Source organism: Undibacterium sp. RuRC25W (assembly GCF_049339825.1).
GTDB lineage: Bacteria > Pseudomonadota > Gammaproteobacteria > Burkholderiales > Burkholderiaceae_D > Undibacterium.
In genome coordinates this window covers 66276-83324 of the sequence record NZ_JBMPPD010000018.1, presented here as the reverse complement: position 1 = coordinate 83324, position 17049 = coordinate 66276, and the positions used below count along the sequence as shown (strand labels likewise).

The following is a 17049-nucleotide window of genomic DNA, read 5'->3' as shown; positions in this document are numbered from 1 at the left end:
AGTTTTCCTTCAGATGAGGCCTTGATCCAATTGCGCAGGGTTTGGTCACTTAACCCCAGCTCCCTGACGACGACAGAGATGGCTTCACCATCTGAAACACGTTTAACGGCCAGTTCTTTAAACTCGGGCGTGTAAGCTTTTTTTGGTATCCTGTTCATCATTTGTCTTTCCAAAGTTACGTTTATTTTACGTCACCTTTGGGGAACTAAATTTCGGGGGAAGCTCATTGGTTTGTCTATAGGCTTACAAATTACAAATCTAAAAAAGTTAGAAGCTATTAATCAAAATTAACCATATTGCATTTGGTTTCAAGCAAGGAGAAAGTAAGATATGACTAGATTTATTAAATTGACAATATTTCATTGCTTTATAAGTTTAAATATCGGTAACATACTCGACTGAGCAATCAAACTGACTAAATTTAATTCGGGAAATCTCTATTAAAGATCTTGCCTGACTCGTTCATTAGGTTATCAACTTTCCCCCATTCTTTAAGCTGAACGTAGGACCACAAAGTTAATATCATCCCTTCGGCTTTATGATTCGCAGCATACTTGCTAAAATTATTCGTTGTAGTTAAATCATCCCATGTTGCGCCCAAAACACGATGGCCGGCGGATGCGGCTAATTTAATTGACAGGAAATCGCGCTGTGCTCCCGAGTAATGCCAATCACAAACAACTATATCAAGTGGGAGTTTTTTTCTCAGCGGCTCACCATATCCAGTCATCTGTCCATGTAAAGAGTCATTATTCATTCCAGGAACTTCATTTACAGCAACTAACATGTCGCCCCACATCCAAGTGTTAATATTTTTCTTGCGAAGATGTTGATGAAAAATCATTACATCTTCATAAAACAAATTAGCTGGTAATGAATGTTCTCCTATATTTAGAAACTTTCCCCAATTACTTATGGCCCACCCTACAACTTCATCGTGCCCTATGTGGAACGCATCAGGATGAATTAGGTCTATTACCTCATCTATCATCGGTAGAAGTATTTTATAGACCTCAGCTTTTCTCGGATCATAAGTTTGCTGATTATAAGACAAATCTGGACGGTATCTATTGAGCAGTACTTGCTGATGACTTAGCAGGTGCATCTCGGGAATTACACGGATGCCATGTTTCTGCGCATATTGCACAAAAGACAATAAATCTTCCTTCTCCCAGGGGTTTGTATCCACAGTCCATGGAAATGTTTTAAGTTTTACACTAGCCCCCCAGAGAAGATCCAGTACCAAAGTATTAAATTGATATTCAGAAGCTTTATCGACTAAATGTTTCGCTTCTTCCAAGGAAATATTCAGCAATACAAAATGAAATGCTCTAACGGGTGTATTCGATTTAGGCACACAAAATGCTGGCGCTGATATTAAAAGACAAACTAATAGAAAGGTCACCCAAATTTTTTTCATAGAATTGCTAGGTTGCTCAACATAGGAAAGATAGTTTTCAATAAACTTATGAAATTAAGTGATTAATAAAGCAAATATTAAGATTCAATGTTGAATATAAAAGTTCATATTTCTTTGAGGAAGTCTAAAATTTCAGGCTAAACCCAACAAATAAGTTCTTTTTAGACGAAATACCCAAAATATTCCAATTCGTCACCTAGCACCCGATTCAATTTCTCTATCTGTTCCTTGTTAAAATTAGTACGCCACTTTTCAACACCGGGCGCATTAAAAGTTAATCCTTTTACATTAAACATCTTAGTTCTAACATCCGCAAGACACACACTAGAAGTAATTCCTAAGAAGCTTACAATTTTTTGAATTTCAGTTTCAGCGATTTGGACGTGCTTACTTACCAAGTTTTCATATCTAATAATAAGTATTTCTTTGGAGTCCATCCATGGCCTGTAATGCCTAATCAAGTCTGGTAAGGGCCGCATATTTATATCAACATTTCCAGATAAACATGCCTCAATTTTTTCATCCATAGTAGCAAGCGTTGAAAAATATTTGTTATGCGGATGATCAGTGTGAATTGAATCCAAATACTTGATGTTTGAGTACACTACATCTCTAAAATCTCGCACAATCAATATGTGGCGTATGCCATTTTCTTTTATCGTTTCCTCGACAGAAGGGTCAAAAAAAATGTGGCCAGGAGCACATTCTCCCTTTTTTATAGTTTCCAACTTGGAAAGAAGTTGATCAACTCCATTTGTCAAGCTTAAAGTACGCGTTATTTTTCCCCGCATAAGTGGGAGAAGTGTTACCAGTTCTTGAAGAAGATTAGTTCCAGCTTTTGGGACTGAATTAACTAGTACTTTCGGTCCGATTGAACGCCCGCTTATGGCTGAGGGCCGCATTCCACCAATCAAAAATTTTGATTGCTTGCGAGCCTGCTTGATTAATCGATTAATTTGCATAAGAGAGCTAGAAGGTTAATTCAATGAGTATTTTAACAATAATTATACTTACTTATAAAATAATTTATATCATACTCAATTAGACAACTCTCATTATCTTTTTTATGGCAATCCTCAATAATTGATAAGTCATGCCAGCAGGAATGAATAATTTATAAAGCAAAGCGATTTTTTTTTCGACGAAAAAAGAACGTCGCACACGCATCTCTCCTCTGCTCATCATTACGGCGTTCGCAGACTCTCCTCCACTACTGTTTATAGGTCGCCCCAGACGACATGCAACCATTTTCGGTAGAAATAAGTAGTCGGTAAAAAACAGCGCGTTTGCAGTTGTAAAATAATCCTCGCAAAAACGTAACTCTTTTTTAAATTTACATAACTCCCGGCTAAGAACAATCGATGGCGTATAAAATGGATTAAAGAATATAACTATAAATCTGTATATTGATAAATGCATAAAATTTGGAGTTAAAGAGATCAAGGATCGTACGACTCCTGTAATTTTGCTCTGACCAACAGCAATGCCGCTTATGAAAATACTCCCAGTCTTTTTATCTTGAAAATCTTGTAGAAACCCGATCACATTATCAATCCAACCAATGTCGTAACTATCGTCCGAATCCAAAAAAGCAATAAAAGTGCCACTAGACTGATTTATCCCTACTTCCCGTGCTATTCCGGCGCCCACATTTGATTCTGTTCGTAAGATCTTTACCTCCACCCCTGATGAGTTACGCTTGCCGAAATTGTATGCTTCTGCGCCACAGTCGTCGACAACGACAATTTCTACCAAGGAATGGAACGTCGTTACAACCGAGTTAACCGCAATGTCTGTCAGAATCTTGCGATTAAAAGTAGGTATAACTACTGTCAAAAGCTTATCCATTTATAAGTACCAAATAGTTTTTTGAAAAAAATATCATAACTAAAAGATGAATAAACATGCCGAGAAATGCATATTTAGCAACTTTAACACTCGATTTTTCAGACTGGTTAATCAGAAATATTTGTAAAACTACAGATAGAATAGCGAACCGATAATAAATTGCTGGGAATAAAAATAAACAAATCACCAACAAAATAGCAGAATAAATAAGTCCAATTTTCTCGCCATCAGAAATCAGCTCCCTCTCAAAAAAGAAGCGGATACCATAAACCCAAATTAGGGGGAGTGTTATGTATAAAATAAAAGCAACACTTGACTCATCCGAATATATTTGAGTGAAAAAATCCAAATCGCCTGTTAGTTGCAGAAAGTTAACTATGTATGAGCTAAAAAGTAAACAGCTTGCAGCGATACCACCGACGATCACTCTCATCGTTTTTTTTGAAACTCGTGCTCCTGCTAACCAAAGTAAGAAAGGGGTATAGAAAAGAACCGAAGAATGTGCGACAGCCGACATGATCCCTAAACTTGCCGCTAATAGACGATTTTTTTTTAAAGCATAAATTGCTCCGAATAGGAGCAACATAGACAGCCCCTGTCGCATCGCATTTATCATTAACTCGATACCGACCATGCTGAATAAAATACTGCAAGCCCACAAGAATGTATCCTCCTTCCACTTTACGAAAAGGAGGAAAATCAGGGGTGAAAAGAATGCAACTTCTAGAAGAAAAAGTCCATCGGATTGAACAAGACATGCTGGGGACGTAACCGCATAAAAAAACTCGAATGAAGCTTCTTTCCCGTGAAAACGAGCATCCTCAACTCCTGCGCAATAAAGATGGAGACTGTCAACATAGCGCCCAGTGTCGTTATCACTATAAAGGCTAGGAATCGGGCGAAAAGATAAGATAAGACAAACGATCACCGCCAATATTCCAAATATAAGCCTCGGCAGGGATTGGCTACTGTTCATATTTATCCTTTAACTCTGTTTGCAAAACTTGCCCGGCACTCCAATTCTCATGAAATTTTGGCTCAATAGTGTTTCCTTCTGCCCATTCATTCCAAGATTTTATAAATAAAATTTTTCTAGAATTCTTATTTTCGTATTGAACGGCGGTAGTGATGGCCTCCCTGAAAGACGTCTCATTGTAACCCTTCAGAACCAATCCTCGTCTCCCAGACCTCGGTGTATTATCCCACCCAGCAACAATGGTCGCGTGTACGACACCATTAATTTCTTTGTAACTAGAAATTAAAGTATCAATAGTAGACTTATAGTTTCTTACCTCAGGCCCCAACCCACACTTCTTGGCTAACTTCCACAATCCTAAATATGCGTTACTTGATATGCTTGATTTAAAAAATTTACCTACATTATTTGCAACTACAGCATCTAGCCCATATTCACTAGGATTATTTATTCGCTCTGATTTACCCGGCCCCCAACTGCCAATAATATATAGGTCACCACCACCGTAAGTCCGCACTTTTTCTCGCAACTCCGTCAAATACTTCTTTGCATCTGGAATCAATCTAGGCTTGTATATTAAGAAAGGTGATAAATGACCTACCCGTAAATATTTATCGGAATTTAAGTAGCCCGCGATAAGTTTTGCATGAGCATCTAACTCCTCATTATCGTAAGTTTGCTTAAAGATTACTTGATCTGATAAACCGTGCCAAATTCCCGTCCAAGATTCATTGGCCCAACCTAGCATTACTTTAACTCCACGGTCCGGCAGACTAATAATTTTGTCAAGAGGCTCGTGTAGCACCCTTTTACCGCCGAACCAATAATGCCAATAACAAAATGCATCAACGCCTATCTCTTTTGCATAATCCATTTGAGACAGGAGAGTCTCTTCGCAACGTAGATCATAAAATCCAAGCGCACCAGGTAACTGAGGCTGAATATGGCCAGGAAAAAGTGGACGGGCTTTTGATACGTTGTGCCACTCTGTAAACCCGTCGCCCCAATAAAGATTATTTTCTTCAAGGGGATGGTATTGACCTAAGTAATACGCAATACATATCGGTTTCATATTTATTTCTTTTTCCATTTCAAATTCGTTGATATCAAGATAATTTGCTGTGATTCTTAAACCCGAATAAAGAGAAAAGTAATCGGTTATCAATTTACTCTCATATTGTACTTATCTACCGAAGCGACCATTCAAATTGTGTAAAGATAGCTGAAATTAACTTTTCATAAACTTTTGTTATTTAATTGAATATCTGAAGTAAGTATTCTTGTTTTTTAATATTTCTAATTTCGAAGAGAAAAAATATTAACCCTATGAGACCCAAAATTAAAATAAATACCCACATGCCGTATTGCACATCGCAAAACTTAACTAATATTAATTTTATCAATTTTGCAACAAAAAATATACCAATCACGAATTTTGTTGTCAAAATAAGGGCATACTTTGCGTATATGCGGGTTTTGTCAGTTTGAATCGCGCGTATCCAAGAAGATGAAGTCGAAACGATATGATAGCCAGCATAAACGAAGCATATTGCGTCTATGCTCTTCCGCTGTGCAAAAAAAACTACCAGTGCAAGCGTAATGGATGTTAGGAACAGTGCTAATCGAGCTTGAAATTGATAGTCCTGACAAGCGGTTAACATTGAAAAAGGAATATAGCCCATTGCTCCAATTAGCACCCCGGGCAACAGAATAGACACAAACTCAGAGACTTGAATTGTGGTCTCTACATTCCCTAACCAAAGACGAATCCAATATTCACTATAAAACAAGAGCGACACGGTTGGGATAACCGTCGAAAATACAAGTACTATTACAAATAATGAAACATGTCGTGTAAGTTGCCCACTATCTTTCTCAGCAAGCATTGAAGTTAAGTTGGGCAAAAAATATTGATAAATTGGTCCACCTAAAACACTAATTGGAGTAAGACAAAACGTGACTGCCAAAAAATATGTCGAAACTACTTTTGCTGTTAGAAAAGAAGCAATGATAGGTTTATCGAGTTGAGAGACCGCTGCCCCTGACAAGCTAAGAAATAGTAACGGCGTACCGTTCTTGAACAAAGCTTTACATTCACCGAAGCTATATTTGATTTTCGAAATAAGTGTCGTCGAAAAAAAATGTTTGCAAATATTTCGCGTTACGATGAATTGAAATAAAGTACCAAATAATTGGGAGGTCAAAAAACACTCTACTGAAGAGGAGTAAAACTTTAAGGCGATCACCGTCAAACTCGCTCTCAAAAGAGTGCCTACTAACTGTATTGTCCCAGAAATCTTGAATAGCCTTCCACCAAGCAATACAGTTTGGGAGAGGTTCTGCATCACCATTAACCAAAATAACGTAATAATTAACCCGTTGGCATACCATACCAAACCTTTTGGCACAGAATAAAACCCAAAGATAATTGCAAGTAGGAACAAACATAAATAAAAAAAAGTTAATATTGCCTCAGCGTTAGCCCAGATCTTGACAGATGCTAAAGAGCGCGTACCATAAATCGCCACCTCTCGACTAACCATTGTCGTCATGCCTAAATCCAACATGAGAAGTAGCGATTGCAGTGACAATATCACGGCAACAATACTAAATTGTTCTGGTCCAAGTAGTTTGTAATAGAGCGGCGTAAAAATCAGGGTAACCAACACACCACCAGCCTTACTAACAAACAACATAATTAAATTTGCAATTATATTGCTGCGAAAAATTTTCATAATAATCCCTTACTAGGATTCAAATAAACACTCCCAATAAATCCAAGTTATCGTGATGGGTATCGTCTCTTACAACTTCAAAATCGATGCTGAACTTAAATAGTTCTCTGTAGAAGTTTATAAAAAAGACTCGATCTGCTCAAACCCACTAAAAAAAACTAAATTTGAGCATATTAGAAAACTAAATGTAGGCGAGGTCGTACGAAGTAATTAAAGACACTACTAACTTTTCTTCATTCAATTTACTGAGCTACGAATATTTCTCTTCTCAATTTCATCCAAAATTGTTTGCACACAAGTTAATTGAGTTTGATTCGCCGTGTCTATGATTATCTCAGGATTAAGCGGTTTCTCGTAAGGCGAAGATATGCCAGTAAAATCACTAATAAATCCATCCCGTGCCTTTTTATACATACCTTTAACGTCTCGCCGCTCACAAACTTCAATTGGACTGTCGCAATAAACTTCAACAAAGTCCCCTTTTTTGACCATTTGCCGCACCCTCTCGCGATCCGCTTGAAAAGGAGAAATAAAAGAAGTCAAAACTACGATGCCAGCCTCCATGAATAACTTGGCGACCTCCCCAATCCGCCTTATGTTTTCAACTCTATCAGAGCTTGAAAACCCGAGATCTCCACATAAACCATGTCGAACATTATCTCCGTCCAAGACAAAGGTTCGATATCCTTTAGTGTGTAGCTCAATCTCAACCGCATAAGCTAAAGTTGACTTTCCGGATCCAGATAAGCCAGTGAACCATATAATGGCCCCGGAATGACCATTTTGTTTTTCTCTACTTTCTCGGTTAACACCAGCCATTTGCCAGACCACGTTAGGTGATATCAATTTTGTGTTCATGCAGCTCATCTTCCTTAAATGTTGCTTAGAAAAATATTTCTTAAAGGATCGGTGTATGAAGCATCCGATGCAAAAAATAATTAAAACGAAAAATCAATTCAAAATATACCGAGTGCGCGTCGCACTAAAAACAAGATCACATGAAGCTATCCAGCGTAATAATTTAGACCAAAATCACGAATTACCAAGCCTAATTGACCCAATCTTGGCACCGGAAAAACCAGGAAGAAGTAACGGATCAAAAACTACGATCACTTGGATGAGAATAAACCATACACAGATCCATCGACCACTCTTGTTAAAGGTAGCTTTAATCCGCCGCGAAAGAATCAACTAATTCAATGGCGACCGTCGTTTAGCTTATTTAGATAAAGTAACGTTTTTTCCTTCTGAGGATCATTTCTCCCGTACAAATTCGCCGTTATAGTTAACTGATTAATTTCGGCTTTCGGAGCTTTTCGATAAAATTTTAGTAGTGCAAGATTCGCAAATAGTATTGAAGACATAGGCCTAAGCATTAAGGCATGCCTGTAATTTTTTTCCGCCAAAATAAATTTTTGTTCGGAAACTTTTTGATTATTCAAAAGTCCCGCCCCTTGTATAGCAAACATGTATGCGATTCGCTCGTAGTAATCCGGGGATTCAGGCGCTAACTCCGTCGCCCAAAACAAATGTTTCAAAAAGCGTCCCTCCATCTCCAACGAACCATTAACAGGTTGAGACTGGTTGAATACATACCTTTGGTCGAGCGTAACCAAATCTGCTATACCAGCTGGCACACAATAGCAGACGCAAGTAAAGCTTAATACGCAAAAAAATACCAACATTAATCTGGACATAATTATGTTTGATCTAATCACATCCTAATCCATACCAAGTATTCGAGCCGGTCGCGTGTCGACCATACGTGTTGCTAAACGTTTACCTACAATTTCAGTGAGGGCGCGCATCCCATTTGCAAGATCCGGAGGACGATGTGCCATGTTATGAGCATCTGTTGCAATAATCCAGGCGAGCTCTTGTTCCAAGAGTTTAATTGCGACTCTTTTCGCTGGCTCTCCAAACCCTCCAGTTAATGATGCAGATGTAAGCTGCAACCAACACCCCATATCAACGAAGGGTCGTATCCGCTCTGGATCACTCATCACCTGCTTGTTTCGTTCTGGATGTGCGATCAAAGGCCGAATTTTCATACGAAGTAATTTGTTGATAAATTGCTGAGTGCCTACAGGTATCGCATCGTGAGGAAATTCAAGCAACACAATTTTAAAACCATCAACCTCTCCTAGAAATGGAATTTCATCCTCTTCAAATAATTCCAAGGACTCCGCAGAAACTCGTACTTCTCCAGCCAAAAAAAGCTTGATTGGAATTTCATGCTTCTTTACCAAATCTTGAAATCTAACAAATGTGTGTAATAACCGCGTTTTAGAATTTGGGTAGCGACGTGGGTGAATATGAGGTGTCAAAGCGGCAGCTGTGATACCGTTGGCAACAGCGGCCTTAACTAGTCGAATAGCCTCTTCTGCCCCCTCTGGTCCGTCATCTACCCCAGGCAGATAATGACAATGCAAATCAATCATGATTTAAGCTTTTTTCTCTTCTTCGCTCCCATAATTATCTCCATACCCATATTTATCGTAACCATATTTACCGTAACCCGAGTATTCACCATAATACTTTTCCGCTTTTTTGAAATCCAAATGATTTAATACAACACCGAGAATTTTCCCTTCGGCTCGGCGGATTCGTGTCAATCCTTTTCTCGCAAGCTGGTATGGTGTTTCGAGCGCTTTAACAACATAAATTACACCAGAGGCCATCTTTGATAAAACTAACGCATCACTAACTAATTCTACTGGCGGGGAATCAATAATTACTATGTCATAAATCTTTGACAACTCTGAAATAGTATCTTTAAAGCGCTGTGACAATATAATTTCAAGAGGATTAGGTACTGGGGTACCTGTAGTTATTACATGTAGATCACTGCCTTCGACTGTTTTCACACATGTACCAAATGATGCAGTTCCAGCCACCAAATCCGACAATCCCAATAAATGTGGATCTAAATCTAAGCCTTTGGCTACTGCGGGGCGACGCATATCTGCGTCAATCAACAAAGTCTTTTTTGTATGAGAATGAGCTACGGCAAGATTAATTGAAAAAGTGGTTTTACCCTCACCTGGTACACTCGACGTAACCAACAAAATGCGATTTGTTAAGTCAACCGACGACAATAAGACACCGGTCCGTGCTGTTCTAATCGACTCAGAATATAAAGATTTGGGATCCTCTAAGAAAATATGAGCGGTTGATGAACGGTCAGCCTTCTTCCTATCAAGTAAAGGCAGACTGGTTAATAATGGTTGCTTTAACTTAGTTTCAACGTCGTTTGTACTTTTTAAGGTATTGTCGAGTAAATCTATCAATAAGGATGATGCGGCAGCAATTAACAAACCTATTACAAAAGCGGCGGAAATAATTTGGAGTTTCTGAGGCTTAACAGGAATGTCTATTATTTTTGCCTCATCAACAACTCTCCCCACTGGATTCTGCAGATCGCTAGAAACGTTTGTTTCCTTTGCTCTCTTTAAAAATAAGTCATAAATTTGTTTGTTTGAATCAACCTCACGCTCTAATAAATTGAGCTGAAATTCTTTACGGTTAATACCTTGCACTGAACCTTTTGCCTGATTTAATGTTTGCACCAACATATTTTCAGTGCCTTTTGCTACCTCGTACTCACGAGTTACACTTTGTACAACTGTATCGATCTGACGTTTCACATTTTCGCGTGCAGTTTTCGCCTCACCCTCTGCTTGTACATATTTAGGATGCTCCGACCCATATCGCTGTGAAATCTCAGATAATTTCCTATCTGCTTCAGCTTGTTGCTTAAGAGCCTCTGCAACTACGACGTTTCTTACCACTGCGGGCAAAGAAGAAAGATCTGCACCTTTCGGAGCATTTTTAATTTGGTTGTAAGCATTTTCCGCTTCAGCTCTGCGTAATCGTGTTTCAACTAAGCGTTGTGTCACTTCTTCAATTTGCTTCCCAGCACCGCTCTGCGCATCACTTTTTACGTCAACAATTCCCGCCTGATCGCGATAGGCTTGCAGAGCCTTTTCTGATGCGTCAAGCTTTTCGCGAACACCAACCATACGATCTTCTAACCAAGCACTTGCACGTTGAGTCATTTGGAATCTAACATCAAGATCTGAGTCTATAAATGATCTCGCCATCGTGTTGGCGACTAAAGCAGCTAATTCTTTGTTCTCGGACTCAAAATTCACCTTCACCAACAGGCTTAACCTTACTGGTTCTATCGATAATCGTTGATTAAATTTTGGCAATACTGCTCGCGCCAAAGATTGATCATCCCATTTCTTTGGAATATTCGTAGAATACTCGAGAGCAATTAAAAATTTGCTCAGCAAAGTATCCTGTTTTTTTCTGGGATCAAACTCAGGATTTTCCCATAGCTTCAGCTTTGAAATAGTTTTTAATGCGATATCAGGAGATTTCAGAATTTCAACTTGCGTAATAAAATAATCGTGATTTTCAGAAAATCCACTGTACACCTCGTCTATCTGGACTACTTTAGATTTAGTAGCATCAATCAAAAGGGTTACTGAAGAACGATATACGGGTGTGATAATGAACACAATCACAGCTGCGAGCATTGCAATAACAACGCCAAACCCTAAAATTGACCATTTCCTTTTTGTTATACTTTTCCAGTACTCAACGAAATCCAACTTCTCCTCGAACTCATGAAGCTCTTTAGATGCATGTTGTTCTAGGTTTAGTTTAACTGGTGTCACGTTTGTATCCATCTTCGCATTGCTCACAATCTATATTTATGAATCTAGGAAATCGCTACCAGCGGCGGCATCAATTTGAGCTCGCTTCAACGATTAATTCTGTAATCAGCTCTTAGAAAAAACTTTCTTCTATTGTCAAAATATCGCCCGGTCCGATTTCTGTATTCAAGTCAACCTTGACTGGCCTGTGGCTAGGGTCCCCCTCGCGAATTACGTACATTTTTGAAGAAGATGCTCTCTCTTTAAACCCACCAGCAACTGACGCTGCTTTACGAACAGTTAAGCCAGGTTGATAAGGATAGCCGCCTGGTTTTTCCACCATCCCATTAACGTAAAACGGGCGATACTCATCGATCTGAACTGACACCCGAGGATTAACCAAATAACGCCCTTTGAGCCCATCTGTAATCAAACGTTCTAGATCACCTACTGTCATACCTAAAACTCGCAACTCACCCAAGACTGGATAAGGTACAGTACCTGCATCAGTTAAACGAATTTTTTCTTTACTTAAATCTTCTTCACCGAAGACGCGGATGTTCACAACATCACCAGCGCCAAGGCGGTAGGACGAATACGCCGTGTTGCTAGACAGTCCCGATTGGCGCACCACAGGATCGGAGACCAGTGCGCTTTGCGCGAGCGCCAGTGTCGTCATCAAAAAGTACATTGCACAAGACAGTAAATAGCGTAGTTTCATATTTGATATTTTATAAACTAAATAAAGCTAGTAGTTCCGTAAAGAACTACCAGCTTGCCATGATAAAACCGTTACACTCAACGATTACAGGGTTGATTGAAGAGTGAACAGAACAACGTTACGAGAAAACTCATTGCCTGATACGGTCGAACTACGGTTAGTGTTGGTGATCTCTGCACCAAGGCGTAACCAGCGGCGCATGTCATAAGACACACCCAAACCAATATTTTTCAAATTATCCTGGCGATTACCGTTCACGTAGTCTGATTTAACATAGCCAAGATCAACTTTGGAAGAGAATTGGGTATTCCAGCGATGTGTCCACAACAAATCATAATTGTTATTCATGATGTAGTTACCAACACCAGTTCCATCAGATGGCAATTTAGACACTGTTGCGTCAACAGTGCTGTATGTCAACGGTGCCCAACGTGCTTTACCTTCCCATGCAATACCTTTGTAACCACTAATACCAGCCTGATCAAAGCTCTTGTTCAGGTAACCAATTTTGAAGATCCCTGTAGTCGCAGCAGTTGCATTCCAAGTTGCGCCCAACATTAAGCGGCGATCGTTATTGCTGTTTGGTGAATTCGTCAACGCATAAGCCGATTTAATATCTTTGGCTTCAATCAACAATGAAGTCTTTGGTGCGACACGATAAAAGAAGCGTGCGGACACGGTAGAGATATCAACGTCAGATCCAATCGTCGTTGTACGGTTGTTGGTGTATGTTTTCTTCAAATATGAGCTATCAACTTCAACACGACCCATGGAATCAGTTGCACCGTAGGAGAAAATACCCGCTACAGATGGTGCATGCCATTCATCTGGTGTCGTTGAAATAGCACGATCTGTCGAACCACGTGGATCGGTGCTCAGGACGTAGCCAGCATTCCAGCTCAAACGGGTACGGCTATCAAAGATATCGTCGCCTGCGATTCTGAAATCATGGTGATTAAAGTTATCGCTAGAACTGCTTTGGTAGCGCACATAGCTACCCAGGTAGCTAGCGGTGTAGCGGTCACCATGGTTTTTTACTTCTGCCACGATCTCTGGTTCCAAGCCAAACAAAGAGCTGGAGGTTGTGTTGTTTGCAGAGCCTAAGACGTTGTTGTTTTGCCCAGCAGATGCACGTGCATCGAGGTAAATATACAAGCCACCGTAGACAATCGGTGCGCCACGTGCAGGTGCTGTCATCGTACCAGCAGTACCGTCACCGGCTTTAGCACCAGAGAGCTCATAACCTGGCGTAAACGCCGTTTGTGCAGCGCCTGTACCGGTATTGAGCAAGTTACTGGTGCTTAATGAAGTGCTAGTCGCTGGAGTGAGCGTTGCTGGCTCTGTCACTATCACATCAGACTTTGGCGTTTCTTGCGCCTGAACGACTTGTACAGAAGCGAGCTGGCACACCAACAGCGTCGCTGAAAAGATGGCAGTTCTGGAGAACACGTTGCTGGACTTTTTCATGGGAACCTCTAAAAACTTAAAAATCAAAATTACCTATTTGTAACAATGTCAGGCACTCTTTCGCACATGACTAAACAGACTCTTCTTAATGTAACAATATAGGGCAAATAAACTAGCAATAAACATTAACATCACGGCATCAGAAAAACGTAAATAAAACGTACAAGCTAAACCAATTAACGCAAATGCAGTTGCAACTAAAAACAAAATAAATACGACGTGATGATCAGCAATACCCAGATCAAGCAATACATGATGGATGTGAGTGCGATCAGCCTTAAACGGGCTCACCCGCTTCATCATGCGACGAGTCATCACGGCCAACGTGTCAAACACAGGTACTGCCAACAACCAAACAACAATAATAGGGTTCATGATGCGCGATTGATCACCCGCTAACTTAATCGCGTACCAGGCGATCACAAAACCGACGAATAGTGCACCAGCATCACCCAAAAAGATGAGCGCAGCAGGACGCTTGGGCAAACGCAGATTGAGGCTTAAAAAACCTGCCAACGCCGCAGACAAAATAAACAAAATAACCGCGTCACTGGAACGTCCATTCAACATCGACGCTACTGCAAAAGAGAGCGTTGTGACGATCGATAAACTGCCGCACAGTCCATCCACACCATCGATCAAATTAAACGCGTTGATGACGCCAACGACAAAGAATACAGTAAATGGAATCGCCATGCTTTCCAGCACCACATCACCCGTACCAAATAGATCGCCGAGACTACCCAGTTTATTATGCCCCCACAAAATCATCAGCAAAGCAGCGATCGCTTGGGCGATGAATTTGATCTTAGAACCAAACTCATGCATATCATCAAGCAACCCCACCACAAACAGCAAGAAGGATGCCACCCAGAAGGCCGGCTGCTCAAGAGGCATGTAACCAAAAAAAATCATGACTGCATAAAACCCTGCAACGACACCAATACCACCAATGACTGGCGTTGGTGCTTTGTGCTGTTTTCTACCTTGAGGGATATCCTCCAAGAACAACCTGGCAGCATAAGGTCGAATCGAAATAATCGCCAAAATTGATGCTAAATAAACAAAGATCAAGGCGAATAAAAATTTTAAGCTCATCATGAAATTAAGTAACCATTACGCAGGTTGAGGCGTGCCAAGGAAGTAGCCTTGGCCATACTCAACAGAATCTAACAACAACATCGCTTGCATCTCTTCGGACTCAACATTTTGCGCTACGACCGTTATTTCTAACGATTGCGCCAATTTAATAATGGCACGTACGTGTTCATGTCCGCTTGAATTTGCGGCCATACCCTGTACTAAACCACCATCGAGTTTGATGTAGTCTGGCGGCACTTGGCGTAAAAATTCCAGTGCATGCGGATCCAGACCAAAATGATCAATACCGAAGCGCACACCAAAGCTACGCAACAGGTTAACAAATTTTCGTGTCAATTCGATGTCTTTGACGCAGCCAAACTCGCTTAGTTCGACCGAAAGCTGTTTTGAGGTAATTTTAGACACACTCAAATGCGCCACCAACCATTCGTGGAAAGAACTACTCTCTAGCGATTGCACTGAAATATTGACCGCGACATTTTTGTAGCGACTATCCGCAAGACTTAACAACTCAAAAATTAATGTTAAGACAGCCCTATCTATATCTTCCATTAACTGATGCCTGAGTGCCATTGGCAAGAATTTAGCGGCAGACACGAAATTGCCTTGAGAATCAATTAGACGAGAAAAGATTTCATGATGAAATAACTCGTTGTTAGACAGAGAGAGGACAGACTGCGACACCAACTCCCAACGATTTTCGCGCAAAGCGTTTTGTATCAGATTACGCCAACCTAACGATCCTTCAACAACGAAAGACTCATCTGCAAAATTAATAACTTGCGCATTGTTTCGTCCCATCTGGCGGGCAGTTTCTAGTGCCATATCCGCTTTAGCGAAAATATCACTTCTCGATTGCTCCGCACCAAACTCCACACAGCCCATACTAAACGACAACGTCTTACCAGCAACGGCAGAGTCAAGATATTCGACCAATGCCTCTTGCATACTACGAACATGCGTATCTGCCGCACCAACTGGCTGATCTACACTAATAAAGGCAAAAGCTGTTCCGCCAATACGGCCAGCGATTCTGACATCAACGTCAGTCATCTCACTAATGACTCGGATAGCGTTCATCAAAACGTTATCACCACGGCGGTACCCGTGCTCATTATTGAATTCTTTCAACCCATCAAACTCAAGAACAATAATGGAAGCCGTAGTAAAGCTTCCTTTATCCGCCAACAGATGATCAAAACGCAAATCGAAACCCTGTCGATTTTCCAGGCCGGTCACCTTGTCCGTGTAAGCATCTTTACGGTAGGCGTCTGCACGGCGCATTTCATCATCGAGAATTTCTGATATTTTGCCGGACATCGCGTTCATTGCAACGACAACGCGACGTAATTCGCGCGCACTTGGGAGCACTTCAATTTTATTGAAACGCTTGTCTTGGATGTCGATGGCCGCTTTTTCGATATGACGCAAGGGATCAAGAATAATGCGCAATAAGATAACGGTCAGCATCAGCGCTAACAAATACATCGCAATCAGCCACCAAGTTATTTGCTTAAACGAGGTCCATAAATATTGATAGGCAAATGTAGGCTGACTAACGACAACCAACTTACCCAATTGCTTCCAACCCGAGGTAATAAATGCCTGACCTGGGGGTGTTTCAATCGATAACAAAGTAGAAAACCACACGGGCACGTTTTCTATAGAAACCGGCAACTCTTTGGCAAGAATTTGTTTGCCATCTGGCGCGATCAAAATAATCTGGCGGTAATAACCGCGATCGAACATGGCAGCAATCTGAATCTCGGCTAACACTTTATCGTTAGCGACCAGCGGTTCTACCAGAGTATGCGACAAGCTCGTTGCAGCATCTTGGGCGTGAGAAGATAGCTGCTGCTGCAAGAAATCCTTTGTCGACAAAATGGATAGCGTTTGCAATCCTGCAAACACCAACACAAATATGATCGAAATTGCAATTAGCAACTGCCGTCTTAACGTCATGTAGACTCACCAAAAATTAATATAACTAATCGAGTAGTACGAATTTTCCCACATTAGGAATGCAGACGTAAATTAAATAACCAATGGAAAAAATCTAATCCGATATTTCCTAAAAGAAAATTAATTTACAGTCAAGCTTTTACGATGGAATTATC

16 protein-coding genes are annotated in these 17049 nt (G+C 40.5%); 1 reads left to right on the top strand and 15 read right to left on the bottom strand.

From position 1 onward, the window contains the following. The 8 genes from ACO0KV_RS10180 to cysC form a co-directional block, all read right to left on the bottom strand. Positions 1 to 158, bottom strand: a 158-nt coding sequence (locus tag ACO0KV_RS10180; RefSeq protein ID WP_423042418.1) for a transposase, incomplete at its 3' end; no start/stop codon positions are given. A 263-nt stretch (positions 159 to 421) separates the two neighbouring features. Continuing rightward, complete coding sequence (locus ACO0KV_RS10175) at positions 422 to 1420, bottom strand: family 20 glycosylhydrolase (protein ID WP_423042417.1); 999 nt, start codon at positions 1418 to 1420, stop codon at positions 422 to 424. A 161-nt stretch (positions 1421 to 1581) separates the two neighbouring features. Further along, positions 1582 to 2382, bottom strand: a complete 801-nt coding sequence (locus tag ACO0KV_RS10170; RefSeq protein WP_423042416.1) for a sulfotransferase domain-containing protein — start codon at positions 2380 to 2382, stop codon at positions 1582 to 1584. A 79-nt stretch (positions 2383 to 2461) separates the two neighbouring features. Next, positions 2462 to 3268 carry a glycosyltransferase family 2 protein gene (locus ACO0KV_RS10165; RefSeq protein WP_423042415.1) on the bottom strand — a complete coding sequence of 269 codons (807 nt, stop codon included), beginning with the start codon at positions 3266 to 3268 and terminating at the stop codon, positions 2462 to 2464. After that, positions 3261 to 4244, bottom strand: a complete 984-nt coding sequence (locus tag ACO0KV_RS10160; protein WP_423042414.1) for an EpsG family protein — start codon at positions 4242 to 4244, stop codon at positions 3261 to 3263. The genes ACO0KV_RS10165 and ACO0KV_RS10160 overlap by 8 nt, the downstream gene beginning before the upstream one ends. Beyond that, positions 4234 to 5409, bottom strand: a complete 1176-nt coding sequence (locus tag ACO0KV_RS10155) for a glycoside hydrolase family 99-like domain-containing protein (protein ID WP_423042413.1) — start codon at positions 5407 to 5409, stop codon at positions 4234 to 4236. The genes ACO0KV_RS10160 and ACO0KV_RS10155 overlap by 11 nt, the downstream gene beginning before the upstream one ends. An 88-nt stretch (positions 5410 to 5497) precedes the next feature. Beyond that, complete coding sequence (locus ACO0KV_RS10150; RefSeq protein ID WP_423042412.1) at positions 5498 to 6979, bottom strand: lipopolysaccharide biosynthesis protein; 1482 nt, start codon at positions 6977 to 6979, stop codon at positions 5498 to 5500. 237 nt (positions 6980 to 7216) lie between these two features. After that, positions 7217 to 7837 (bottom strand): adenylyl-sulfate kinase, encoded by a 621-nt coding sequence (gene cysC / locus ACO0KV_RS10145; protein WP_423042411.1) that lies wholly within the window; start codon positions 7835 to 7837, stop codon positions 7217 to 7219. A gap of 55 nt (positions 7838 to 7892) precedes the next feature. Between cysC and ACO0KV_RS10140 the strand changes: the two genes are divergently transcribed. Further along, positions 7893 to 8174 (top strand): hypothetical protein, encoded by a 282-nt coding sequence (locus ACO0KV_RS10140; protein ID WP_423042410.1) that lies wholly within the window; start codon positions 7893 to 7895, stop codon positions 8172 to 8174. Between the two features lies 1 nt (position 8175). Here ACO0KV_RS10140 and ACO0KV_RS10135 read toward each other — a convergent pair whose 3' ends face one another. The 7 genes from ACO0KV_RS10135 to ACO0KV_RS10105 all read right to left on the bottom strand — a co-directional run bounded on the left by ACO0KV_RS10135 (position 8176) and on the right by ACO0KV_RS10105 (position 16894). Then, positions 8176 to 8676, bottom strand: coding sequence for a hypothetical protein (locus tag ACO0KV_RS10135; protein WP_423042409.1), 501 nt, complete (start codon positions 8674 to 8676; stop codon positions 8176 to 8178). 24 nt (positions 8677 to 8700) lie between these two features. Beyond that, positions 8701 to 9420 carry a tyrosine-protein phosphatase gene (locus ACO0KV_RS10130; protein WP_423042408.1) on the bottom strand — a complete coding sequence of 240 codons (720 nt, stop codon included), beginning with the start codon at positions 9418 to 9420 and terminating at the stop codon, positions 8701 to 8703. Positions 9421 to 9423: 3 nt separating this feature from the next. After that, positions 9424 to 11676, bottom strand: a complete 2253-nt coding sequence (locus ACO0KV_RS10125; RefSeq protein ID WP_423042407.1) for a GumC family protein — start codon at positions 11674 to 11676, stop codon at positions 9424 to 9426. Between the two features lie 100 nt (positions 11677 to 11776). Next, positions 11777 to 12364, bottom strand: a complete 588-nt coding sequence (locus tag ACO0KV_RS10120) for a polysaccharide biosynthesis/export family protein (protein WP_423042406.1) — start codon at positions 12362 to 12364, stop codon at positions 11777 to 11779. Positions 12365 to 12448: 84 nt separating this feature from the next. Beyond that, on the bottom strand, positions 12449 to 13831 hold the full coding sequence (locus tag ACO0KV_RS10115; RefSeq protein ID WP_423042405.1) for an outer membrane beta-barrel protein: 1383 nt from the start codon (positions 13829 to 13831) through the stop codon (positions 12449 to 12451). 48 nt (positions 13832 to 13879) lie between these two features. Next, positions 13880 to 14932, bottom strand: a complete 1053-nt coding sequence (locus tag ACO0KV_RS10110) for an MraY family glycosyltransferase (RefSeq protein ID WP_423042404.1) — start codon at positions 14930 to 14932, stop codon at positions 13880 to 13882. A 15-nt stretch (positions 14933 to 14947) separates the two neighbouring features. Further along, positions 14948 to 16894 carry an EAL domain-containing protein gene (locus tag ACO0KV_RS10105; RefSeq protein WP_423042403.1) on the bottom strand — a complete coding sequence of 649 codons (1947 nt, stop codon included), beginning with the start codon at positions 16892 to 16894 and terminating at the stop codon, positions 14948 to 14950. Positions 16895 to 17049: the final 155 nt, after the last annotated feature.